The 24,518-nt window shown below is 35.2% G+C and carries 24 protein-coding genes, 1 tRNA gene and 2 riboswitches; of the genes, 13 read left to right on the forward strand and 12 right to left on the reverse strand.

The annotated features are described in order from the left end of the window. Window positions 1–32: 32 nt before the first annotated feature. Window positions 33–121, reverse strand: a riboswitch (TPP riboswitch). Between the two features lie 164 nt (window positions 122–285). Together D7029_RS11390 and pagP are read left to right on the forward strand one after the other, a co-directional pair. Next, on the forward strand, window positions 286–495 hold the full coding sequence (locus D7029_RS11390) for a hypothetical protein (RefSeq protein WP_194950743.1): 210 nt from the start codon (window positions 286–288) through the stop codon (window positions 493–495). 1,011 nt (window positions 496–1,506) lie between these two features. Then, window positions 1,507–2,142 carry a lipid IV(A) palmitoyltransferase PagP gene (gene pagP / locus D7029_RS11395; protein WP_194950744.1) on the forward strand — a complete coding sequence of 212 codons (636 nt, stop codon included), beginning with the start codon at window positions 1,507–1,509 and terminating at the stop codon, window positions 2,140–2,142. Window positions 2,143–2,259: 117 nt separating this feature from the next. On the opposite strand, the gene D7029_RS11400 is transcribed toward pagP, so the two are convergent. Both D7029_RS11400 and mgrB read right to left on the reverse strand, forming a co-directional pair. Continuing rightward, complete coding sequence (locus D7029_RS11400; RefSeq protein ID WP_088495270.1) at window positions 2,260–3,642, reverse strand: amino acid permease; 1,383 nt, start codon at window positions 3,640–3,642, stop codon at window positions 2,260–2,262. A 149-nt stretch (window positions 3,643–3,791) separates the two neighbouring features. Beyond that, a complete protein-coding gene (mgrB, locus tag D7029_RS18925; RefSeq protein WP_226892284.1) occupies window positions 3,792–3,947 on the reverse strand; it encodes a PhoP/PhoQ regulator MgrB in 156 nt (51 codons plus the stop codon). A 359-nt stretch (window positions 3,948–4,306) separates the two neighbouring features. Between mgrB and D7029_RS11410 the strand changes: the two genes are divergently transcribed. From D7029_RS11410 to brnQ, 3 genes are all read left to right on the forward strand, one after another. Beyond that, window positions 4,307–4,693, forward strand: coding sequence for a helix-turn-helix domain-containing protein (locus tag D7029_RS11410; RefSeq protein ID WP_006533085.1), 387 nt, complete (start codon window positions 4,307–4,309; stop codon window positions 4,691–4,693). 127 nt (window positions 4,694–4,820) lie between these two features. Then, window positions 4,821–5,627, forward strand: coding sequence for a sugar-phosphatase (yidA, locus tag D7029_RS11415; protein WP_194950745.1), 807 nt, complete (start codon window positions 4,821–4,823; stop codon window positions 5,625–5,627). A gap of 302 nt (window positions 5,628–5,929) precedes the next feature. Further along, on the forward strand, window positions 5,930–7,276 hold the full coding sequence (gene brnQ / locus D7029_RS11420; RefSeq protein WP_194950746.1) for a branched-chain amino acid transport system II carrier protein: 1,347 nt from the start codon (window positions 5,930–5,932) through the stop codon (window positions 7,274–7,276). A 109-nt stretch (window positions 7,277–7,385) separates the two neighbouring features. On the opposite strand, the gene D7029_RS11425 is transcribed toward brnQ, so the two are convergent. Both D7029_RS11425 and D7029_RS11430 read right to left on the reverse strand, forming a co-directional pair. Beyond that, window positions 7,386–8,225, reverse strand: coding sequence for an N-acetylmuramoyl-L-alanine amidase (locus D7029_RS11425; RefSeq protein WP_161711423.1), 840 nt, complete (start codon window positions 8,223–8,225; stop codon window positions 7,386–7,388). A 99-nt stretch (window positions 8,226–8,324) separates the two neighbouring features. Beyond that, a complete protein-coding gene (locus D7029_RS11430; protein ID WP_161711422.1) occupies window positions 8,325–9,797 on the reverse strand; it encodes an alanine/glycine:cation symporter family protein in 1,473 nt (490 codons plus the stop codon). Window positions 9,798–11,139: 1,342 nt separating this feature from the next. Here D7029_RS11430 and D7029_RS11435 point away from each other — a divergent pair. Continuing rightward, window positions 11,140–11,373 (forward strand): DNA polymerase III subunit theta, encoded by a 234-nt coding sequence (locus D7029_RS11435; RefSeq protein WP_075674064.1) that lies wholly within the window; start codon window positions 11,140–11,142, stop codon window positions 11,371–11,373. Between the two features lie 103 nt (window positions 11,374–11,476). Here the strand turns inward: D7029_RS11435 and yebF are convergent, their stop codons facing one another. Together yebF and D7029_RS11445 are read right to left on the reverse strand one after the other, a co-directional pair. Further along, on the reverse strand, window positions 11,477–11,866 hold the full coding sequence (gene yebF, locus D7029_RS11440) for a protein YebF (protein WP_194950747.1): 390 nt from the start codon (window positions 11,864–11,866) through the stop codon (window positions 11,477–11,479). A 96-nt stretch (window positions 11,867–11,962) separates the two neighbouring features. After that, on the reverse strand, window positions 11,963–12,145 hold the full coding sequence (locus D7029_RS11445; RefSeq protein WP_069367593.1) for a YoaH family protein: 183 nt from the start codon (window positions 12,143–12,145) through the stop codon (window positions 11,963–11,965). 112 nt (window positions 12,146–12,257) lie between these two features. Here D7029_RS11445 and pabB point away from each other — a divergent pair, with 112 nt between their 5' ends. The 4 genes from pabB to mntP all read left to right on the forward strand — a co-directional run bounded on the left by pabB (window position 12,258) and on the right by mntP (window position 17,018). Then, a complete protein-coding gene (gene pabB, locus D7029_RS11450) occupies window positions 12,258–13,643 on the forward strand; it encodes an aminodeoxychorismate synthase component 1 (protein WP_194950748.1) in 1,386 nt (461 codons plus the stop codon). Further along, window positions 13,630–14,193 (forward strand): CoA pyrophosphatase, encoded by a 564-nt coding sequence (locus D7029_RS11455; protein ID WP_023581869.1) that lies wholly within the window; start codon window positions 13,630–13,632, stop codon window positions 14,191–14,193. Before pabB ends, D7029_RS11455 begins: the two co-directional genes overlap by 14 nt. A 184-nt stretch (window positions 14,194–14,377) precedes the next feature. Beyond that, window positions 14,378–15,739 (forward strand): L-serine ammonia-lyase, encoded by a 1,362-nt coding sequence (locus tag D7029_RS11460; protein ID WP_088495262.1) that lies wholly within the window; start codon window positions 14,378–14,380, stop codon window positions 15,737–15,739. Window positions 15,740–16,232: 493 nt separating this feature from the next. After that, window positions 16,233–16,345: riboswitch (yybP-ykoY riboswitch) on the forward strand. An 85-nt stretch (window positions 16,346–16,430) separates the two neighbouring features. Further along, window positions 16,431–17,018 (forward strand): manganese efflux pump MntP, encoded by a 588-nt coding sequence (gene mntP, locus D7029_RS11465; RefSeq protein WP_006533102.1) that lies wholly within the window; start codon window positions 16,431–16,433, stop codon window positions 17,016–17,018. 92 nt (window positions 17,019–17,110) lie between these two features. On the opposite strand, the gene rlmA is transcribed toward mntP, so the two are convergent. After that, the gene (rlmA, locus tag D7029_RS11470) at window positions 17,111–17,926 is read right to left on the reverse strand and encodes a 23S rRNA (guanine(745)-N(1))-methyltransferase (RefSeq protein ID WP_194952641.1); all 816 of its coding nucleotides are present in this window, start codon (window positions 17,924–17,926) and stop codon (window positions 17,111–17,113) included. 147 nt (window positions 17,927–18,073) lie between these two features. Further along, window positions 18,074–18,487, reverse strand: coding sequence for a phosphate-starvation-inducible protein PsiE (psiE, locus tag D7029_RS11475; protein ID WP_023581865.1), 414 nt, complete (start codon window positions 18,485–18,487; stop codon window positions 18,074–18,076). A gap of 235 nt (window positions 18,488–18,722) precedes the next feature. Here psiE and D7029_RS11480 point away from each other — a divergent pair, with 235 nt between their 5' ends. Beyond that, entirely contained in the window at window positions 18,723–19,169 is a 447-nt protein-coding gene (locus tag D7029_RS11480) for a universal stress protein (protein WP_161711419.1), read from the forward strand. 253 nt (window positions 19,170–19,422) lie between these two features. Beyond that, window positions 19,423–20,007 (forward strand): GrpB family protein, encoded by a 585-nt coding sequence (locus tag D7029_RS11485; protein WP_194950749.1) that lies wholly within the window; start codon window positions 19,423–19,425, stop codon window positions 20,005–20,007. 74 nt (window positions 20,008–20,081) lie between these two features. Here the strand turns inward: D7029_RS11485 and D7029_RS11490 are convergent, their stop codons facing one another. The 3 genes from D7029_RS11490 to cycA form a co-directional block, all read right to left on the reverse strand. Continuing rightward, window positions 20,082–20,900 carry an MBL fold metallo-hydrolase gene (locus tag D7029_RS11490; protein WP_194950750.1) on the reverse strand — a complete coding sequence of 273 codons (819 nt, stop codon included), beginning with the start codon at window positions 20,898–20,900 and terminating at the stop codon, window positions 20,082–20,084. 208 nt (window positions 20,901–21,108) lie between these two features. Beyond that, window positions 21,109–21,546 carry a universal stress protein gene (locus D7029_RS11495; RefSeq protein ID WP_075674138.1) on the reverse strand — a complete coding sequence of 146 codons (438 nt, stop codon included), beginning with the start codon at window positions 21,544–21,546 and terminating at the stop codon, window positions 21,109–21,111. Between the two features lie 298 nt (window positions 21,547–21,844). Then, a complete protein-coding gene (gene cycA, locus D7029_RS11500) occupies window positions 21,845–23,257 on the reverse strand; it encodes a D-serine/D-alanine/glycine transporter (protein WP_194950751.1) in 1,413 nt (470 codons plus the stop codon). 260 nt (window positions 23,258–23,517) lie between these two features. Here cycA and D7029_RS11505 point away from each other — a divergent pair. Continuing rightward, a tRNA-Lys gene (locus D7029_RS11505) sits at window positions 23,518–23,593 on the forward strand. A gap of 235 nt (window positions 23,594–23,828) precedes the next feature. On the opposite strand, the gene D7029_RS11510 is transcribed toward D7029_RS11505, so the two are convergent. Continuing rightward, entirely contained in the window at window positions 23,829–24,518 is a 690-nt protein-coding gene (locus tag D7029_RS11510) for a molecular chaperone (RefSeq protein WP_194950752.1), read from the reverse strand.

A 24,518-nucleotide genomic window follows, 5' to 3' on the forward strand; every position in this document is an offset into this window, starting at 1 on the left:
CCAGTTACAGAAAAGTCGGGCTCTGTTAATCAGCAGAGTTACCTTGACTTCCCTACGCTGGCATTATCCAGATCAGGTTATACGGGTTCATCTCAGCCATAAGGCGCCCCGAGCCAAAGCCTGTAAATTCAGGCGATAAGGAGTATCGCACGCTCAAGATAAAGATGCTAGTAACCAGCGAGGATCGCTTTGTATATTTTTATCCGTTTTAACGATAATCGATATATTAATTGTCAGAAGAAGTGAATATGATAGAACATTAAATTAAATAACAGAATAAAATCAATGAGTTATAAAGACTATAATATAAATCTTGATAAATTATTAAGAATAAATAGCGCCAATGTTGAAAATACAATTCACTTTTTAAATGAAGGAGTTAACGATATTTCAATAAATTATTTTGAAATTCCAATCGGATACCGTTTAGTTAAATCATTACGTAAAGATCAATACAGACTTATCACCGCAGATAAAGAAAGTGAAACAGCCTAACTTGTTGAACTTAGACTTCGGCAAGATATTGTTTATGGAAAAACAACGTGTACTCAAATAAAAGTTTGGCGTTCCCGTCTTTCTAAACATCGTGATGCAAATAATGATTTTCCACGACCTATAGTCCATCACATCCTAAATGATTATCACATTATGATCACTTTAGAAGACCAACTAGGGATAAATAAACGATTTTGGGACATAATGATTTCATGGGCTTTTAGCAAAAAATATTTTATATCTCTTTCAAATAGAACAAAAGGTATTCATTCACTAACTACGTTAAACTGTTTAGATGAACTTTATGAAAAATGGGAAAATTATTACTGGAGTAAAGATCACGATACCCATCGGCTACTTATCATTAGCCAAGAAAAATTATCTCAATAATAAACAATATATTTCCTGAAAATGTGTGAATAAACATTATTCGCACGTTTTTGCTTTAGGATAATCTGCACAAAAAACCGACATTTCGCTAAACAAAACTTACACCACTTAAACGATTTATAAACCAACACAGAATTTTTCTTTTTTTTATTTAACTCTTTTTATTCGTTACTCTATTATCCTGCTGGAAATTAACCTCTTTTGATAAGCTGATGTTATTGATATTAAATTTATCTCAAATTGATATCAATATTTCAATTAAGTCATAAAAATAGATATTTTATAGATTTTTTCTATTGAAAATGGCTAAGCCTAAATTATATCTTACAGGCCTTACTTATCAGTTATTTATTTAAAATCTAATAAAAACTTAATTTTTTATTAAAAACAATACATTATCATAAAAAAATAACAGCATTTTATATCAGACAAAATTACGTTTATAAGTACAATAAATCTATTTATTTTCTTCTTAACCGATTCTAATCCCTTAAGATTTTATTTAAGAAGTAAAGTTTCAGATACCTCTTATCTTAAATACTTGTCGATTAAATAACACTATTAGTAATGTTTATTTGTCATCACCAGAATCACTGTTTATGCCGTACTCGGAGTTATATTATGTCATCATCCTATTTTCACCCTAGCGTATTAGCCACAACGTTGTTATCTCTTGCATTAACAACGTCTGCTTTCGCTTCTGAAAATAACACAAATACCCATCAGATTATTACGACAGAAAACCAGCAAACCACTAGTAATGCGCCTCAACCTAATAATGAAGAGAGCTACTGGGGAAAATTTAAGCGTAATGTCAATCAAACTTGGGATAACGACCAATATAATTACTATTTACCAGTATGGACTTGGCATAACCGTTTTACTTACGATAAAGAAAAAACTGATCGCTATAACGAAACACCTTGGGGCTTTGGTATGGGGAAATATCGTTATGACAATGACGGTGATTGGCACTCTCTTTATGCGATGGCATTTATGGACTCAAATAACCGTGTACAGCCTATTATGGGCTATGGTTTTGAGAAAATGTGGTATCCAGGAGATAAAGACGGGTTCCGTATGGGGGCAGGATTTACGCTGAGTATTACAGCGCGCCATGAATACAACTATATTCCTATGCCACTTCCTTTACCGTTAGTTTCTGTCGGCTATGGGCATCTTTCACTACAAGCAACCTATGTACCAGGCACTTATAACAACGGTAACGTATTATTTGCTTGGTTACGTTGGCAGTAGTTTCCTTATTTTTGTCTATCAGAATAAGTGTGAGCAATAAAAATAGAACATAAAAAAACGCATCATTTAGATGCGTTTTTCTTATTCAACAAAATGACTCAATCAATCTGTAATAACTTAAATATCTTGGCTTGCTTGAGTACTATTAGGTGTTTTCTTCATACGGGAAATCTTAAATCCAACCCATAAGAATGCAATCCAGAATGGCATTAAAATCACCGAAATATTCACTTGTGGCATAAATAAGATAATCACTAAAATCATGCATAAGAAAGCAAGGCAGATATAGTTACCATATGGATACCAAAGTGCTTTAAAGAAAGGCTCTACACCCTCTTTGTTTTTTGCGGCTCTGAATTTTAAATTCGCCAAACAGATCATAATCCAGTTAAGCACTAACGTGGTTACAACCAATGCCATTAATAACTCTAATGCCTGATCAGGTAATAAGTAGTTAACTAAAATACCCAATGAAGTCGCAATTGCAGATAACAGTAACGACACGACTGGCACACCACGTTTATTAATACGAGAAAGTGCATGTGGTGCATTACCCTGTTTTGCCAAACCATAAAGCATGCGACTATTAGAATAAACACCACTGTTATAAACAGACAGTGCCGCTGTTAATACCACCGCATTTAAAATATTCGCGATTAGGAAATTATCCAAGTTATGGAAAATCAGAACGAATGGACTTTCACCTTTAACAACTTGAGTCCAAGGATAAAGTGAAAGTAACACTAATAGCGAACCGATATAGAAAATTAAAATGCGATAAACAACTTGGTTAGTCGCCTTCGGGATACTGACTTTTGGATTTTCAGCTTCAGCAGCGGTGATCCCCACCAGCTCAAGTCCACCAAAAGAGAACATTACAATGGCTAATGCAGACATAAAGCCCGTAAAACCATGAGGGAAAAAGCCTAACTCCCATAAATTACTGACAGAAGCTTGAGGGCCACCATTCCCACTCGCCAGTAAGTAGCTTCCAAACAAAATCATCCCGACAATCGCCAATACTTTAATAATGGCAAACCAGAACTCTGTTTCACCATACATTTTCACGTTAATCAGATTAATTAAGTTGATTGCCACAAAGAAGATAGCAACAGAAACCCAAACAGGAATATCAGGTAGCCAATAGTTAATATATTTACCTGCTGCGGTTAATTCTGCCATGCCGACAAGAATAAACATCACCCAGTAGTTCCAGCCAGATAAGAAGCCTGCAAATGGGCTCCAATATTTATTAGCAAAGTGACTAAACGAACCCGCAACTGGCTCTTCGGCAACCATTTCGCCTAATTGGCGCATGATCATAAACGCAATAAAACCACCAATAGCATATCCTAAGATAACTGATGGACCTGTCATATTAATTGTTTGCGCTATACCAAGAAACAGACCAGCGCCGACAGCACCACCCAGCGCAATTAGCTGGATATGTCGATTTTTCAGACCGCGCTTAAGTTCTGTCTGTTGCGACTCTCTCGCCATACATCCTCTTCTCTTTATTATTTTATCAACTTAACGTGTAAACTAATGTTTACGATTTTGTTTATTTCAAGCCACCATTAAAACACTATTCTGACTTGAATAACAAATACATTTTATGCTAGGCGAAAAATAATAAGAAAAGCTATCTTTTAGTGATGTTTAGAGGGGAATAATGTGGTAAAGCGACAAAGACCTTGTTGGAAATCCTCTCCACGATCGCAAAAATTATCTAAAGCCACAAGATAGAGGCCAAAGGTAATGGCTAATGCAATAATTAAGCTAATAATTATTTTCTTTGCGTTCAATTTAAAATCCTTTAAATACATTTTGTTAGTATGACTTATCACATTATAAGCATTCGCTTAAATACGATAACAAGACAGGGAGTTGTTGTTATAAAATCCGCAATCAATTATCTCTATGAGTAAATTTAGCATAACTTTCATTATGAAAGGTAAACGCTTCCTCGACAGACTTCAGATAATTTGCATTATTTCGCTCTAAACTGTATGTAAAATGACCTTATATTATTTAATTACACATTTTGCCAACGATTAGAGATAGCTATCCATTAATATGGATTTCTCTGTCTGCCATTTTTTGTATAAGATTAGGGAGTTAATTTTGATTTTTACCTTAACTTCATTGATAGAATGGAACTGTAATGCCACAAGATAATCATCTCGCATTGGTTTGCGCGCTAAGTAAATGGATTGAGGAGCATTTAGGCCGTGTTATCCATCTTGAAGAGTTGGCGGCTTATTCTGGATATTCTCTTTGGCACATGCAGAAAATCTTTAAAGAAGTCACAGGCACCTCTTTAGGAAAGTATATCCGTCAGCGTAGATTAGCTGGCGCTATCCATTTATTACGTACCAGTGAGCGCTCTATCTTCGATATCGCCCTTGATTTCGGCTTTGGTTCACAATCTCACTTTACTTATATGTTCCGTAAAGAGTATGGCATCACGCCTTTCGATTTTCGGCAAAATCAAGAGATCGTTTTAGAAACCAAACAGCCTTTACATTTACAATCACCTTGTTGTGATTAACCCTTCCATTTATGTGGCATTATGCAGATAGCCTTTAATGTCACATAAATAATACTCAAGCTATGTGATGATAGACCGCTTCGCCCTTCCTTTATCATGATTGCTTTTATTTAATATGGGGATGCTAATGAGTATTAAGCTTATCGCTATTGATTTAGATGGAACCTTGCTCAACAAACAACACGAAATTACGCCTGAAGTAAAACAAGCAGTTCAGCGAGCAAAAGAGGCGGGAGTTAAGATTGTATTAGCTTCAGGACGCTCCTTTAATGGCATCTCTCCTTATTTAAAAACACTCGGTCTTGATACCTCTGATTGTTACTGTATCAGCAATAATGGTAGCCAAATCCATCAAGCAGATAACGGTGAGGTTATTATTCAAGATCTGCTCAATTTCGAGGATTACCTCTATTTTGAAAACCTTGCTCGTGAAATAGGCGTCCATTTTCACGTTATTAGTGACAATAAGATTTATACCACCAATAGTCATATTAGCCATTTCACCTGCCAAGAAGCCTTTTTATCTTGGACACCGCTTTATTATCGTCCACTGAATGAAATGCAAACGGATATGTATTTTAGTAAGTTTATGATTGTTGATGCACCTGCTGTTTTAGATAATGCCATTCAATATCTTCCTACTAATATTTATGAGCAATATAGCATATTACGTAGTGCTCCTTATTTTATTGAAGTGTTGAACACCAATGTTAATAAAGGGAGTGCGGTTCAAAAAGTGGCTGAACATTTAAAAATTACACCAGAAAAAATCATGTGTATTGGTGATCAAGGTAATGATTTAGCAATGCTAAAATATGCTGGTTTAGGTGTTGCGATGGGAAATGCCCCTGAAGAAGTGAAGAAAGTCGCCAAATTCGTCACACTTTCTAATGAAGAGCACGGTGTTGCAGCCGCTATCAATAAATTTATTTAAACACGATCTTTTTTGTGTTTTATCGTGAATGTCTACAAAATTATATAGCAATTGTGATCCTTAGCAGAGGATCACACTGCTTTTCGACCAAAAACATAGCCTTTTATTATTCTATAATTGCTGTTAAATGAGCGTTAAATCTGCCTTTCTTCTTACATATCCTTCAGAATTTGTTACTATCAATTCACTTTTCGTTATTCAAACTGCATTTTCACAACATATTAAGCTGTTAATTAGGCTAGATGTAGAATAACAAATATAAATCATTTATATATTTTCTTCACAGACAGGTAGTTTAAGTTATGCTTTCTACAAAAGATATGCTCGTTCTTGGAATGATGGTTTTTGCACTATTCCTTGGCGCTGGCAATATTATTTTCCCCCCTATGGCGGGTTTTCAATCGGGAAACCTCTGGTTTAGTACATCTTTAGGTTTCCTTGTTACTGGTGTCTTACTCCCTTTCCTAACCTTAGTTATTGTTGCAATTCGCGGGCGTGGTGAGCGTCTTTCTGTTGATTTGCCTTCATGGGTTGCCGTTATTTTCTGGGTAGCACTGTATCTTATCGTAGGCTCTACTTTTGCAATGCCTCGTGTCACCAATACTGCTTATGAAATGGGTTTCTTACCCCTAGGGCTTATTGAGAAAAATACGGTAACACACCTTATTTTTGCGCTTATTTTCAATATCACTAGTATGTTCTTCATGCTAAAACAAGGCACCATGATCAGCGCCATTGGTAAGTTTATGACTCCAGCACTGTTAGTCCTGCTGGTGGTTGTAGGTATTGCTGTTGTGGCTAAACCGATTTCCCCAATTGGTGAGCCAACAGGTCTTTATGCTGTTAATGGTTTCTTCTCTGGCTTTATTGATGGCTACCAAACCATGGATGTCCTTTCTGCTATGGCGTTTGGTGGTATCGTGGCTCGTGCTTTATATACCAAAGGCATTACTGAACCGCGCCAGATCGGTTTTATTACCGTAAAAGCCGGCATGATTTCAGTTTTACTGTTAGCCGCGCTTTATCTGTGCCTTTTCTACTTAGGTGCGACAAGCCACTCTGTTTCTGTCTTTGCTGATCCTGCTCTTAATGCCACTAACGGTGGTCAAATTTTCTCACGTTATGTTGATGCGTTATTTGGCTCTGTGGGTACTTGGCTGATGGGTGGTATTGTTTTATTAGCCAGTATGACAACACTTGTGGGTGTAACAAGTGCCGCTGCAGACTACTTTGCGACATTCCATCATCGCTTAGGTTATCGTTTTTGGGTTGTGGTATTTACCTTAATGACCACAATCGTATCAACGTTTGGTCTTGATACATTATTACGAGTGACTATTCCTGCGTTATTAATGATTTATCCAACATCAGTCACCTTGGTATTACTGCAATTTATTCGTAATAAATTAAAAGCACCCCGCTTTACCTATCGCTTCACAATTGCAATTATCGTCTTAATGAGCCTTTTCGATACATTGAAACAATTGAAGTGGTTAAATGCTGATTTGCTACAATTATTTAGCTATATCCCGCTTTCTGATTATGGTTTAGGTTGGGTATTACCAGGTGTGATTGCATTCGTAATTTCGCTGGTTGTTAGCTTAAACCTTAAAGAAGAAAACCTTCCAGTAGGAAATACAGCAAAATAATCAACATATAACACCTAATTTGTAACGCCGATTGTAAGTTGATAAAAAAAGCGTCTACCAAATTTCATATTGGAGACGCTTTTTTCTTGTCTATTTATCACAGGAAATTTTAAGTTCGGTATTTCTCAATCAATGCCCTTAAAATCGCTTCTGATTGAGCATCAGGGATGCCATTGGCTTTCGTTGATCTAAAATGCATTTGGAAAGCTTTTACCACTTTTAGTGCTTTATTATCTAACACACCATTTGTTGGTGTTTGATAACCATATTGCTGTAATAACTTTTGGAAATTTGCCACATCAACCGGCTCTGAAGGATCTCTACCCGCTAAATAAGTTTGCACTAATTCCTTATCAGGCCAAGCACCTATTCCTTGATTTGCTAATCTTTCCCAAGGGAATAAAGGTCCCGGATCAACTTTTCTTTGAGGTGCGATATCGCTGTGACCTAAAACGTTTTGAGGTTCGATATCATAACGTTCAATAATATCTTTCATCACGACTGACATAGTCACGATTTGATCTGCGGTATAAGAATACCAATACCTAAACTTACCATTATCACGGTAACCCAGATTGACTATCTCAATGCCAATAGAGCAATTATTTAGGCTAGTTGCATCTCCCCACTGACTAATGCCTGCATGCCATGCGATTTGTCTTTCATCCACTAATGAAGTGATCACTGGTTTTCCGTCAATAGATGAAGGATGTGTGGGGATCAAATAATGGCTGCTAACTCGTCCCCCAGTAAGAACCTTAAGTGAGCGTTCATCATCTAGCGCGGTATAGTGCATCACTAAATATTTTACACAGTCATTAGCTTCCTGCTTATTAGGAATAACTTTAACTATATATTCACCTCTATCAATAAATTCTGGTTGCTTGGCACAACTGGTTAAGAGGCTTATTGCAATAAGTAATCCTATGTAATACCGACTAGATCTCATTTCTGATCCTTGATTTAATATTCCCAAAGTTAAATTGTAATAAAAAAACCCATATTAAAGAATATGGGTTTTGTGTTTTGACGCTTTTTTATTATTGCTTTAGTTATTGCCCACTTTTTCACATCGAACTAAAGGCTCATCAGGAATAATATTCTCATCCCAAATTCCTTCTTCAATATCATCTTGCAACTCTGGATATTGGCGAATATCAAATGTAGGCAGTAAACCGGCTTGTCGTTGCTGGTTATAATCTTTAACTAATTTTAAGGCGACACCAGAAAGCAAGATGATTGCGATTAAATTAGTCATTGCCATTAATCCCATTGAGAGATCGGCCATTTTCCAAACAAGAGGCATATCCGCTAAAGCGCCAAACATCACCATTGCTAAAGCCGCTGAACGTAAAAGAAACAGCCCTGTTGTGTGATTGCGCCCAAGGAAAATCATATTACTTTCAGCATAAGCATAATTAGCAATAATAGAGGTAAAAGCGAAGAAGAAAATGGCAATCGCAATAAAGGTACTTCCCCAACCTCCTACACTCGATGACAATGCCAATTGTGTTAATTGAATCCCGTTAATGCCTTCAGGATAACTATCGAGTACGCCTGATGATAAAATGATCACCGCAGTAGCACTACAAATAACTAAGGTATCCATAAAAACACCTAGCATTTGAATATAGCCTTGAGATGCTGGATGTGGTGGATAAGGAGTTGCTGAAGCCGCGGCATTAGGTGCCGATCCCATACCTGCTTCATTAGAAAATAGACCGCGCTGAATACCTTGTGTCATCGCTTGGCTAATACCGTAAGCAATTGCACCTGCGGCAGCTTCTTGTAATCCAAAAGCACTTTTAAAAATTAAAATGAAAACTTCAGGTAAGCGCTCAATATGATCTGCAACAACCCAAAATGCTAATAATAAATAAGCCGTTGCCATAATAGGAACAACTAACTCAGCAACTCGTGCAATCCAACGCAAGCCACCAAAGATAATAAATCCGCTGGTTAGTACTAAAAAGATCCCCACATAGAGTGGATCAAAATTAAAGGCAGAAGCTGTGGCTTGAGCAATAGAATTTGCTTGAACAGCATTAAAAACTAAACCGAAGGCGATAATCAAGAAAATGGCGAAGAGAACACCCATCCAGCGCATTTTCAGTCCTTTAGTCATATAATAAGCAGGACCACCCCGGTAATTGCCATCATCATCTTTTGTTTTATAAAGTTGCGCGAGCGTACTTTCTATTAATGATGTCGCCATACCTATTAAAGCAACGACCCACATCCAAAAAATAGCGCCAGGGCCACCCGCTGTTAAAGCAATCGCGACTCCCGTCAAGTTTCCAGTACCTACGCGCGCAGCTAAACTGGTGCATAATGCCTGAAAGGAAGAGATCCCTGATTTATCTGACTTGTGGCTATTTTTTAAAATAGAGAACATATGACTAAAATGTCGGATTTGTATAAATCCAGTACGGATAGTAAAGTAAATACCTACTCCAAGAAGTAAGTAGATAAGAACATATCCCCATAAAATGTTATTCGCAAAGTTTATTAGCCCTGTCAAATTAATCCCCTTATATAATAACGTATATAACCTATCCTTACATCGCTATTGAAATAAAAAAGTAAGCAGATATCGTGTAATTGAGTCAATTACTGAATCGAATCCGTCTTAAAGTAATATCAAAGATTACTGTGTGAAAAGCGAACTAAATGTAACACAATATTGTGTGATATGTATATTTTTTGTTTATTTTTTTACATGTTATTATTTTATTTTAATTATCTCGTTAACTAAAGTAAACAATATTGCAAAATAAAAAAACCATACATATCATTAGGATAAATAATTATTTCTTTATTTTATTAACTCGAAAAAGTAAAGTAAACACTTTAGTCATTAAGTTAATCAGTCATTTTAGAAAAAAAATAAACAGATTAAAAAAACATCAATTAATAACCTTTTCTATTTATCTAAAATAAGATTTAAATGAACGATTAAAGTCATTAATTAAAGTGTTTTTTAATGTCTAATTTAACATTTTGATAATTAACATTTCAGAAATAAAGATTTTTACAACAATTAACAATAAATATTTTATATTGTCGCATTAATAAAATGCTTTAATATTAATAAGATATTAAGATTAGATAAAAAACAAACTTTGCATTTTTATTTTATCACACGCCTCTACTGCATTAATTCTAACATCGTTTGTTATCTTACATTTTTAAGAATACTGTTGATTAGTTTCTCTTCTCTTTTTTATTCAGTTGCTATTCATTAATAATTCTATTTTTTTTGAACATTAATTAAAGTTTAATAACACTTTATTTCATATTAATAAAAAAATGCAGAATCACGTAAGTTTACCTATTAACCATTTAGTTAATTTTATTTATACTATGTTTTTCCCTGGTGTTGTATTAATTTTCGCCCTGTTTCCCCAACAGGGCATTTTTTTATCCCAATATTTCAGTGTCTTATCGTAACCCCTTGTCAAGTAATAAAAAATAAAAACACATAAAACAACCATTTAATAAATTAACATTATTTACCTATTTTTAATGCAAAATCCTTCACTCTTTTCATTGATCTAAATCAAATTAAACATTCATATTATTTACTCTTTTCGTAGGTAAATTGCTTTTTTCTCCATTTTAAAATCTATTTAATAAGGGTTGAAAATGTTCGTTTTATCATTAGCCTTATTTGAATTACCTACAAAGTGGTATAACAATTAAAGATAAATAAGATTTTATTGTTATATTTAACGACCTTGATTAAAAATCGACCCAAATAAAGCACATCATTTTTACTACACATTAATGACTAATATCTTTATTTGCTTGCATTAATAAGCATGCTCTTTTACCTTACTTATATCGTTATAGAGGGATAAATAATGGGTTATAACCTTTCAGAATTGACACAAGAAGAAAAAGATAAGCTAAATATAAGTTTAGCTGCTTCAGGCGTCGCTTTTAAAGAACGCTATAACATGCCCGTTGTAGCAGATGCTGTTTTAAGAGAACAACCTCAAGCTTTTCATGCCTTCTTTCAAGAAAGGCTGGTATTTTATCGCGCAAGAAGCCAACACTATTCTCGTTTACCTTATGAACCGCAGGTAAAAAAATAGTCAAACACTCTCCGTTATTTTGATAATGATAAAAAAAGAGATAAACCAAGGTTTATCTCTTTTTCTTTCAATAGATTAACTAAAACTTGCTATCGCCTATCAATTATTTAGGAGAAACATACGTAATAGTATTGTCATCACAATTGACTTGAACATTGTAACGAAGGTCTGTTCTTGCACCTCTTACATTCAATACCATCTGATAGTTATTATCCATCTTGATAACTTCATTGGCATTAATACTTGCAACAGGTTTTGATCCTAATGCATTTTTATCATCTTGCCAGCGAGGTAAACGATTTTGTAGATAATCATTTTTTACTCGTGTAACAAGTTGATTGTTATCTAAATTAACGCAACTCGCAAAGGGAGCGGAACGCACAATATCTTCATTAACCTTTTCGATACTTTCTGCAGATGCTCCAAAAGAAACAGCAAGTAAAAGACCTGCTCCAAGTATCCCTGTTTGACCAATAAACTTGCTTAATTTCATATAACCTCCCGAAAATATCCTTTAAAACAGGATGTGTTTTCAATAAGCATAGCATATGGTTAATAACACAATTGTGACATTTGTTAAAAAATTGTTCTATTCATTCTCATCATCAAATACGATAGAAACAGATTCACGGGTTGTATGTTTCTCTCTTAATTCTTGGGCGACTAACTGAATTGCCTCTCCGCTGCTCATTCCCTCAGCCATAAGAGATTGAATTTTTTCTACTGCTTTTTGCTGCTCTTCATGTGTTAATGTAGGCATTCCTAGAAACATAATGTTACTCTTATCTTTATTAACGTCTATTTTGTATTTACATGAATGTAATCTTTTTGATTACAATTTATTGTGCAAATAATACAACACACTTTGTTTATATGGTCATAAGATGGATATGCAATTACAACAACGTGAATTAACTTATACCCCTGATCTAGCACTGCGGGTATTTTCTCCTATTGCGTCATTGCCTTGGTCTAGTTTACTTCATTCTGGCTTTGCCGAACATCCTCATAACCGTTTTGATATTGTTGTCTCCGATCCGGCTGTAACTTTGGAAACGCGTAAGCAAACAACAACCATTAAAGAAAAAAATGGTGCAGTGAAACGCTCTAAAAAAGATCCCTTCACACTTATTCAATCTGCGTTAGAACAATTCAATTTCCACCCAGAGCATAATGAATCATTGCCTTTTTTGGGAGGCGCTTTGGGTATTTGGAGTTATGACTTAGGCCGTCGTTTTGAAACTTTGCCTGAAATAGCGAAAAATGAACTTAATTTCGCAGATATGGCGATTGGTATTTATGATTGGGCACTTATTGTTGATCACCATTTAAAAAAAGCCACTTTAATTAGCTACCACAATATTGATGAGCGCTTACAGTGGTTAGAAAGCCAGACCTCCACCTCCATTGATACCCCATTTGCCTTAACAACCGATTGGCAATCAAACATTAGTAGTGATGAATATAACGAGAAAATTGCTAAAATCCATCAATACTTACTTTCAGGTGACTGCTATCAAGTTAATTTAGCTCAACGTTTTTGTGCAAATTATACTGGTAGTGAATGGAATGCATTCTTAACGTTAAATCAAGCTAATAAAGCGCCATTCTCTTCTTTTATGTGTTTACCCAACAATTTTGTGATTAGTGTTTCACCTGAACGCTTTATTCATTTAGCTGATAATAAAATAGAAACACGTCCAATAAAGGGAACATTGCCTCGTAAGGTATTACCAGAAGAAGATGATGAACAAGCACAGTTATTAGCAAACTCTCGTAAAGATCGCGCTGAAAACTTAATGATTGTTGATTTAATGCGTAATGATATTGGCAAAGTTGCAGCAACAGGCTCAGTAAAAGTACCTGAATTATTTGTTGTTGAGCGTTTCCCTGCGGTACATCATTTAGTCAGTACGATCACGGCGCAGTTACCTTCACATTTAACAGCGACTGATTTATTAAGAGCGGCTTTCCCCGGTGGTTCTATCACTGGAGCACCGAAAATCAGAGCAATGGAAATCATTGAAGAACTTGAACCTCATCGTCGTCATGGATACTGTGGTGCAATTGGTTATATCAGTTTTTGTGGCACAATGGACACCAATATCAGCATCCGCACTTTATTGACTGAAAAAAATAAAATTTACTGCTGGGCTGGTGGTGGTATTGTTGCTGATAGCGTTGCTGAAAAAGAGTACCAAGAAACATTCGATAAACTTGGGCAAATATTAACTGTTTTAAGTGAGTCTACTATCGATGACACCCATTGATACTTTTATCAATCGTTTTCAACTCACATTGCCTGATGACAAGGTAAATCAGCCTCTTCATGCCCAAAAATCGGCGGCCGTCTTGCTGCCGATTATCAATAAACCTAACCCAACATTATTATTAACTGAACGTGCATCAACGTTACGCTCTCATGCAGGACAAGTCGCTTTACCCGGCGGTAAACGTGATCCTGAAGATAGCAACCTTATTGCAACTGCACTAAGGGAAGCACATGAAGAAGTGGCTATTCCACCCAATGCTGTATCCGTTATTGGTCAGTTAGCTCCTTTACAAAGTTCTAGCGGATATTTAGTCACCCCAATTGTGGGTGTTATTCCTGCGGGCTTACCTTTACGACATAATCCTGCTGAAGTCGCCTCTATCTTTGAAATGCCATTAAGCCATGTACTTAATGCCCAACATTATCAACCATTAGATTTTCATCGTGCTGGTGAAAATCATCGTATCTACTTTTATCCCTATAATGGACATCTTGTCTGGGGATTAACCGCCGCTATTTTACATAGACTCGCTTTGCATATCACTTAATACGCTATTTTATATTCAGCCTGTGCTTTTTATCACCGCCTTCACAACTCTACTTAGCTATTTTAAAAAAATGTTGTAAACTACATCATTAACGGGACGATATAATCGTAAAAACGATCCCTTTACTATAAATAACTATATTTTATTCTTTTTAACCCTCTCTCTTATTATTAAGGAGTCTGACGTGATTAGCGTTTTCGACATGTTTAAAGTGGGCATCGGACCATCTAGCTCTCACACCGTAGGGCCAATGAAAGCGGGTAAAGAATTTGTCGATGATTTAGTCAGCCAGGAATTGATTGCGTCTGTCACTCGCGTAGCTGTTGATGTTTACGGCTCCTTGTCTTTGACAGGCAAAGGTCACCATACTGATATCGCAATTATTATGGGGTTAGCAGGTAACGCACCAGCTACTGTCGATATTGACAGCATTCCCGGTTTTATTCGTGAAGTTGAAGAAACTGGCAAGCTATCATTAGCAAACGGCCTAAAAGTGGTCGATTTCCCAGCAGAAAGTATGCATTTCAGCAATGACAACCTGTCATTACATGAAAACGGTATGACAATCCATGCTTTTGCAGGCGACAAAGAAGTCTATAGAAAAACCTACTACTCTATTGGTGGTGGTTTTATCGTTGATGAAGAAAATTTCGGTAAATCAACATTAAATAGCAAACCAGTTTCATACCCTTATGCAAGTGCAGAAGAGTTATTAAAGCACTGTAAAGAAACGGGTTTATCCATTTCTAGCTTAATGATGAAAAATGAGCTAGATCTGCATACTCAAGCAGAAATTAATGCTTATTTCGCCGATGTTTATAAAACAATGCAAGAGTGTATTGAACACGGTTTAAATACAGAAGGCGTATTACCGGGTCCATTACGTGTACCTCGTCGTGCAGCTGCATTAAATCGCTTATTAACATCAAGCAACAGCCTGTCAAACGATCCAATGAAAGTCGTTGATCTGATCAATATGTTTGCACTGGCAGTTAACGAAGAAAACGCAGCAGGCGGACGCGTTGTCACAGCACCAACAAATGGTGCATGTGGTATCGTTCCAGCGGTACTGGCTTACTACGATCGTTGCATCGAACCTGTTACACCAGAAACCTACTTACGTTATTTCTTAGCATCTGGCGCAATTGGTATTCTTTACAAAATGAATGCTTCTATTTCAGGCGCTGAAGTAGGTTGCCAAGGCGAAGTAGGCGTAGCTTGTTCAATGGCGGCTGCAGGTCTTGCTGAATTATTAGGTGGAAGCCCTGAGCAAGTCTGTATTGCTGCTGAAATCGGTATGGAACACAACCTTGGTTTAACTTGTGACCCAGTTGCAGGTCAAGTTCAAGTTCCTTGTATTGAACGTAATGCTATTGCTTCAGTTAAAGCTGTTAATGCCGCACGTATGGCAATCCGTCGTACCAGTGAACCTCGTGTTTCTCTCGATAAAGTCATTGAAACCATGTATGAAACAGGTAAAGACATGAATGCTAAATACCGTGAAACATCACGCGGTGGTCTTGCAATCAAAGTACAGTGTGACTAACTAGCACTATTTAGACGAAAAGCCATTCATTTTGAATGGCTTTTTTTATTTTGGTTACTTTATTTTTAATCATCACTTAACCCTTAGATAACTAAAGATAATAATCATAAAATACACATTTAAAATTAAGTAATATACCTTTCTATAATTTAAACCTTTCTTATTTTTCCATATTAAATATAAGCATTAAATATACGCATTAAATATAGGCTCATTGAATATTCATTTAATTTTGTAAGAAATAGAGCTTATAATTCTCAGGTGTATTTATTTCTATAAAAATTTGACTTCTTATTATAAAAATAATTAAAACCCATTGTTTATTATATGGTTAATTATTCATCATATTGAAATTTATCATTTTTTTAACATTTTGTGATTATTAATAATATATTTAAAACCACTCGATTTAATAATGATAATTATTATCAATATCATCTTTGAAATATAATAAATAATATGTTGCCTTTCGAAAATAATATGTTATCTTCTGCACCAAGTCATTGGGGAGTAGCCTGTCTTAAAATAAGAAAGCTTATTTTAAGAAATCTGTATCAACATACTCGCTTATTTTCATCAAGCGTGGTGCAGATGCCGTAATACGGTTGGCAAGACCATAGACACATGATTGTACTTCTTTGGTTGGGGGTCAATTGTGTGTATATGGAAATACCCCAACCGAGGCTTTATTATGAGTTTCTACGCTACTATCATTCTCGCCCTAGCCCTTTCTATGGACGCATTTGCTGTTGCAGTCTGTAAAGGTGCAACATTACACAAACCTCGTTTTCGTGAAGCACTCCGCACTGGATTTATATTCGGTATTATTGAAGCCAGCACCCCTGTTATTGGTTGGGCACTAGGCTTATATACTAGCCAATATATTATTCAATGGGATCATTGGGTTGCTTTTGGATTATTGTTTGTTCTTGGTAGCCGAATGATTTACCAAAGCTTAAAACGTGGTGATGATTGCCCTTGTGAAGAAGATGCTCCACAACGCCACGGCTCACTGTCTTTAATTGCAACAGGTATTGCAACAAGCCTTGATGCAATGGCAATTGGTGTCGGTTTAGCGTTCCTTCAAGTCAATATTGTTCATACCGCGATGACAATTGGTATGATGACGATGATTATGGCAACTCTGGGTATGCTAATTGGTCGTTATATTGGTCCAGTACTTGGAAAAAAAGCAGAAATTATTGGTGGGATCGTATTAATTGCAATCGGCTTTAATATTGTCTTCGAACACCTAGAATTATTTATGTACGCCAAATAATCTCTAATAAAGTATATTAAAAAGCTTAGGTTTGAAATATTACGACCTAAGCTTTTTTATTAACTAAATAAACTATTTTTTATTTCATGTGATTAAGCATGACGTTGATAAACACGAATTAAAAAGTCGGTTTCACATTCAAAGTTTTTATTTTCTGCTAATGACTGTTTTACTTCTTCACTTGCACGCCATGCAAATGGTGTCATCTGTAATAAATCAAAAGCCTGCTTGCCATTTAAATTCATCATATAAGCAACTTGATGTTCAGATACTTTATTAAATCCATCAAAATATTCTTCTTTTAATGGATGAAGATGTATTTCTGAATAAATTAGTGCTTTTAACTGATAGAGATGGCGAGGTGCTGGGGTAACAGTAATAATATAACCATTGTGTGCAATAACTCTTGCTAATTCATCACTATTACAAGGAGCATAAATGCGCACAACTGCGTTTAAAGAGGCATCACAAAAAGGTAAGCGCTGACTTGAAGCTACGCAAAAATGAATTGATGAATAACGTTTAGCAGCATATTTAATCGCGACTTTAGAAACATCCAAACCATACACTTGCGGGTTACGTGATTTTAGATTTTGATAAAACTGGTTGGTGTAATAACCTTCACCACAACCAATATCCAATACAACACTGTTATCTTCAGGCAATAATGTTTGTATTAACTCAGCCACTTTATCTCGCATTGGCTGATAAAACCCCGCATCTAAAAAATCACGGCGTGCGTTTATCATTTCAGCGCTATCACCAGGCTCTTTTGAGCGCTTAAATTGTACGGGTAACAGATTTACATACCCTTCTTTAGCGCAATCAAACTGATGATTATTGTCACAAACCCAACTGTGAGCGCGAAGAGAAAGTGCCTGATGACATAATGGACATTGATAGGACATAGTAATATTTTTTGCATAACCCAGAATAAAATTGGGAGAGATAATAACATACCTCTCCCAATCTTGCGGAAAACCTTGCTCTTTATTTTTCATCTTAAATCATGCTTTCTATGCTAAGTCGCTTAATAAGCACAACTTATAGGCAAATCAAGTTCGTTTTAATTTTTCAGTGTTAGCGATAAATAACGCAATAACTAACAGCAAGATTGCGCCTGACTGAATAAGCGTATCAACAGAGTCTTTATGCTCAACAATAATTAAACGTACGATTGCCGTTATTCCAATATAAATAAAATATCTAAGAGGGAAATGCCCGCCAGATAAAAAATACTTAACAATAAGCGCAATAAACTCAAAATAAAGAAAGTAGATCAAAATACCTTCTAACAATTGATAAGACGACTCTTCTGCACCTAAATTAAATAATAATGAAGCAATTACATATGTTTCTTTGATAAGAAAACTGACTAATACAATCGCTAAAATAAGTAATCCAATATTAAGCACCCACTGTAATATAGTGGCAATACATTTCAGTAAGTCTTCGCTTGATTTTCTCATATAAACTATAACCTAGTGAGATCATTCCATGATGTGTAAAAAATGATAAAAGGCCTATTAGGCAATTTAGCTAAATTTTAATAGATTTATGCATTCATCACACTATTTTTTATCTTTTAGAGCCAAAAAACCAAGAATAATGATGCAATAATCGCAATATTCACTTTTAAATTTCAACTTGTAAGCGGGTTTACTTATACTTAATTTAAGAGCTAATTTATTGAAAAGGCACACTATGGCTAACAAATACCTCGTTGCAATTGATTTATTAGAAGATAGCAGAATTCAGCGCATGATCGAAGATATTCGCTTCCTAGCTAGGAAACCAGAAAATTATTTCCATTTCATTACAGTTATGCCTAATTTACGCTCTTTAGAAGCTTATGGACTTAATTGTGATAGCCCGTCTGTCGTTGAGAAAAAGCAACAAGCTTTAGTTCTATTAACTGAAAAATTAGAACAATGTGTAAAAAAACAATTTAACTTACCCAAAGAACAATACCAATGTCATGCCGTTATTGGTACGCCTAATTACAATATTCTAGAGTTAGCAGAAAAAATTGATGCAGATACCATTATTATAGGTTCAAGTTCACGTAACCAACGCAATATATTGCTGGGTTCGACAGCGGATTATATTGTAAACAGTACGTCACGTTCGGTAATGGTCATTCGCAAATAAAATCACTAGCCCTCTTTTCTTTTGGCAATAATACTAGGTTATTTATTGCCAAAAGAACTCTGTGATCCCCTACATTATAAATAGCACTAAATGCACCTTAATTTTTTTATTTCAAATAGTTAACTTGTTAGAATACAGACCAAAAAACTAAAATTTCAGGTCTTTTTTTATCGCTATTTCTGCTTTTATCCTAAATTTAATTCCAATACATTTATTTTCATTCTCTATCTTCCAAACCTTAAATGAGACACTTATGAATCAAGAACTAAAACAAAAAATTTGTACATTTGAAGAAGGTTCTCCTGATGAAAATCCGTGGGTAAATGGAAAACCAACACCAAGTGTAATAAAGATTGAACCGTATAATAAATTATGGATAACATTATTTAATCAACAAAAAGAAAATATTATCCAAAAATTAAAAGATAAATGTTTAGCTATTGAACATATTGGCTCAACAGCAGTACCTGAGTTAGATGCGAAACCAATCATTGATATTGACTTAATTGTTACAGATCCCGCTGATGAACCCAGCTATATTCCTTGGTTAAATCAGTTAGGCTATGAACTTACAGTAAGAGAGCCTTCGTGGTATCAACATCGTATGTTGAAACTAGATACACCTAAGGTGAATTTACATGTATTTGCGCCTAATTGTCCTGAACATCTTAGACATATTTTATTTAGAGATTGGTTAATTAACCATAAAGAAGATAGAGAGCTGTATATCGATGCAAAACTTAGTGCAAAAGAAGATGTTGAGAATGTACATCAATATAACCAGAAAAAAGATCACGTTGTAAAAGCTATTTATCAGCGAATTTTTGATTCACTTTAAGCAATCTATTCTCCTGTTTATTTCATATCCTCACACTATTCCTAAAGTGAGGATATAAATTTTATTGTTTGTTTTTATTCAAAAGATAAAGACTGCCCTGCATTAAAATCTTTCGCATTAAGATATTTTCGCCCTAATACGCCAGTGCAATGGCATCCATAGACATCAATATTTGTATCTATGGCTTTCTTCGCGCGCTGTAATGCCGATGGTGTTGCACAACGTAAATGCAACCCGCCTACAATCGCTTGAATTTGGTTATTTCCTGTTATTTTTTTCGCGTGCCCAATGATGGATTCAATTCCTGAATGACTACAACCAGTGATAATCACTAAGCCTTTTTTTCCTTGCCAAACAACAAAGCTATCATCAAGAACATAGTCATCTTCTTCACCTGTTTCATGAATAATAACACCGTAGCGTTTATTCACTTGACGTTGAGTCACTTGCCCCGAATAGATAAAGTTTTCTTCAATCGCTAACGGTGCTTGTGTTAATTCAAAAGAGAACTGTGCTTCAAGTTTTACACGATCAAATAAAGGCGCTAACCGTTTAAATTTAATATTTTTATTGCCTAAAAAAAGTGCAGAATAACGAACAGAAAATAGATGAGGATGAGCGACAATCCGTGGTTTATGAGTAAAAAAATCCGCTGGCAAATGCGTGAGTCCACCAAAATGATCATAATGTCCATGAGACACAATAATCGTTTTCAATGTGGTTAAATCAATACCCATTTTTTTGGCATTTGAAATAAAAGTAAGGTCTTTTCCAGTATCAAAGAGAATTTTAGCTTGGCACTCATCATCTTCTAACAATAATGACAAACCAGGATAATGGTTAAGTTCAGGATTAATCGATTTGTTTTCTAGTAATGCGGTGATCGTTAACATAGGGGTTTTTAATTATTATCAGGAGATAACTTATAGTAATTAAAAAAAGAATTTGTTCCAAATATAAAAGCTACCGTTCTGTGCGATTGCTTTACCTTTTGAGTTGTATAATCGCTGTTACGTGCAAACGGAACATAACAGCGATATCACTAAATCTGCAAATATTCTTATTTATCGCTTATAAGCACATTAGGCTTATCTTACTACTCTATTTTCTTACTACCATAACAGAACGTTTTGCATAACGTGTAATATCCGCCGCCGTTGAACCTATATGATATGAATCATCTTCTGGATTATGCGAACCAATCACAATTAAATCCGCATTCACTTCATCAGCAACCTGCAATATTGCATCTCGTGGCGTACCAATACAAATGTGAGTTTGCATTCTATCGTCAGGTAAATCAAAACGCTCGATTATTTTTTTAAGCTCTTTTTCCGCAGACGTTTTTAAGCATCCTTGATCTAATTGATCACCATTCATAACAAGTCGATAATAAGAAGATTGTGGAAGTTTAGGAAGTACATACAAAAAGTGAACATAAGGATCTTCATTTTTTGCAATATTTTCCACTAACGGAATTGCTTTGTTCATTAGGTTATCTTCATCAATATCAATGGGAACCAAAATATTCTTATACATACCGTCTCCTTTTATTTTAATTGTAGGATAGTGTATTTTTAGAAAAATACCGGATGTAGTTAACATATTTTAAAAATATTTTATTTTGGAAAAATAACGTCTATTTTTCACTCAAAATAATGCTAAAAAATAAGTAAGAAAAATAAATTAAAATAAATATAAACTTTATTTTTAATAAATTTTATTTTAAAAACTGGTAATTATTTTATTAGCAATGGCATTTTACTTTTAATAAAAAGCCTTATTAAATAATAAGGCTCTCTCGTTTTACTATGTAGTCGATGCAGTCATCGCTGTGTTATTTTTGAACACCGTTTTTCTGTTTGTTCTTCTTAACGTATTGATAACCAACCGCTAATGTAATAAACCACAGTGGAGTCACACTTAATGCTTGGCGAGTATCATGTTCAAAAGCTAATAGCACTGTCATAAATGCAAAAAATGCAAGACATAGCCACGACATAATAATCCCCAAAGGCATTTTATAGATAGACTTCTCATGCAATTGTGGGCGTTTTTTACGATATGCCAAATAAGAGCATAAAATCATACTCCAAATAAACATAAATAATAACGCCGAGACTGTTGTTACCAAGGTAAATACGTGCATAACATCAGGAATAAAATAAATTAATATAATTCCACATGACAGACATAAGCTAGTAAATAACAGCCCATTGGCAGGTACAGCACGTTTAGATAATTGGCTAAATTGTTTTGGCGCTTCGCCTTCTTTAGATAAACCGAATAACATCCGGCTTGTGGAAAATATCCCACTATTCGCAGAAGAAGCGGCAGCTGTTAATACAACAAAGTTTACTAAACTTGCGGCTGCAGGTATTCCTATCATAACGAATAGCTCAACAAATGGGCTTTTATCCGCCAAAATAGAGCGCCACGGAGTTACCGACATAATAATGGCTAATGCTAATACGTAAAAAGTAATAATACGGATAGGAATAGCGTTAATGGCTTTTGGTAAGGATTTTTCTGGATTACGTGTTTCCGCAGCGGCAGTACCGACTAATTCAATCCCAACAAAAGCAAAAATAGCAATTTGGAATCCCGCAAAAAACCCACTTAATCCTTTGGGGAACATCCCTCCATCATTCCAAATATTCTCTAGTGCTGCGGTGTGCCCTGCTGGAGATTCAAATCCAATACTGATAAGAACAATACCAACAATAATTAAAGAGACAATTGCGGTTATTTTTATCATGGAGAACCAGAATTCCATTTCTCCGAAGAGTTTGACTGTCGCTAAATTTAAAATAAGCAATGTCAGCACACAAATAAAGGATGTGCCCCACTCAGGGAAATTAGGTGCCCAATAACTAATATAAGACGTTATAGCGACAATATCGGCAATCCCCGTAATGACCCAGCAAAACCAATATGTCCAGCCGACAAAGAAGCCAGCCCATGGCCCTAATAAATCACCAGCAAAATCACTAAATGACTTATATTCTAAATTCGATAATAACAGTTCGCCCATGGCTCTCATCACAAAGAACAAGACAAAGCCAATTATCATATAGACAAAAATAATTGATGGCCCAGCTAACGAAATGGTTTTCCCTGATCCCATAAATAGACCAGTACCGATAGCACCACCAATAGCAATTAATTGAATATGACGATTTGTTAGCCCGCGCTGTAGAGTGGCATTTTTCACTCTAACGGGAGGAGAAATTTCTGTTTGATCTTCCATACAATACCTGAAGTGTTTTCATATTTTCGATGTTATTTTTACCGCTATTTTATTTTTTGGCGCGGTAATGTGTTTGCGAAATTATTGTGACACAAATCTCAGTATAAGTAATGAAAAGATCACTTTTAGTAAAATGAATGATGCTTTGATAACCAGATAAGATCCTTTCTTTAATTTATTCGGCGATATTTTATCCATTTGATAAAAAATCAAAATAAGCGCTTGACCATCGCATTTGAGAGGAGAATAATCAGCGCATCGGGTTGTTAGCTCAGTCGGTAGAGCAGTTGACTCTTAATCAATTGGTCGGGAGTTCGAGCCTCCCACGACCCACCAATTTACGCTGAGAAATCAGGCAATTGAACCACTTCGCAAGAAGTGGTTTTTTGCTTTTATAGCTGAGTGTCGCAAAAGTGTCGCATTTATCTTAAGCTGAAAATGCAAAATAATACGGTGATTAAAGAAAATCGCACCCGCTTATTCTTTATCCAAACCTATAGTAGATAAAATTAATCAAAGAAAACAATTAATCTGGTTTAATTCGATAACTCAATATAAACCACCAGCAAACCTATTTTATCTCTTTTTTATCTTTAAATTCCCCGCCAAAATCATCAATCAAAACATAGTTAATGGTGTTTATTTTACTATCCACTAGGTTGATTTGCTGTTTGGAAAATGGCGCTATCATAGGAATAAGAATATTAGGATTATTTTCACTCGATGCTGATTTAATGGTGACATAAAAAGGTGTCGGATTTTCAATTGTTAATTGTTTATCTGATTTCGTAAAAATAAGAGCACTACTGACGTCGGAAATTGCCATAATTAAATCATCAGGGCGATAAAATACTTTTACTTGTAATCTGACAACGACATTAATTAAGCCTTCATCATATTTTTTATTCGCTGGCTTAGGCATGATTTCATATAAATTCAGCCAATAAAGCGTCTCTTTCTCTTTATCTGTATTGGTAAACTTATTAATCACTCGTACCTGTTGTGATTCACTCGGTTTTAATTGTAATACTGGCGGTAATGATAAAGCGGAAACATCGGTTATGGTCTCTGGGGTATTTTCTGGATTACCATCATCCACCCATGTTTGAACCACTACCGGAAACTCACCATCATTTTTTATATTTAATGATGCTTCTCTATCTGAGTGATAAAGCACCACTCTTGAGCCATCTAATGCTAAATTCGCTTTGGCGATAAACGAAAAACACAGTAACAGAATAAAAATACTGATCCTTTTCAT

The organism is Proteus vulgaris, assembly GCF_016647575.1.
In the GTDB taxonomy this organism is placed as follows: Bacteria; Pseudomonadota; Gammaproteobacteria; order Enterobacterales; family Enterobacteriaceae; genus Proteus; species Proteus mirabilis_B.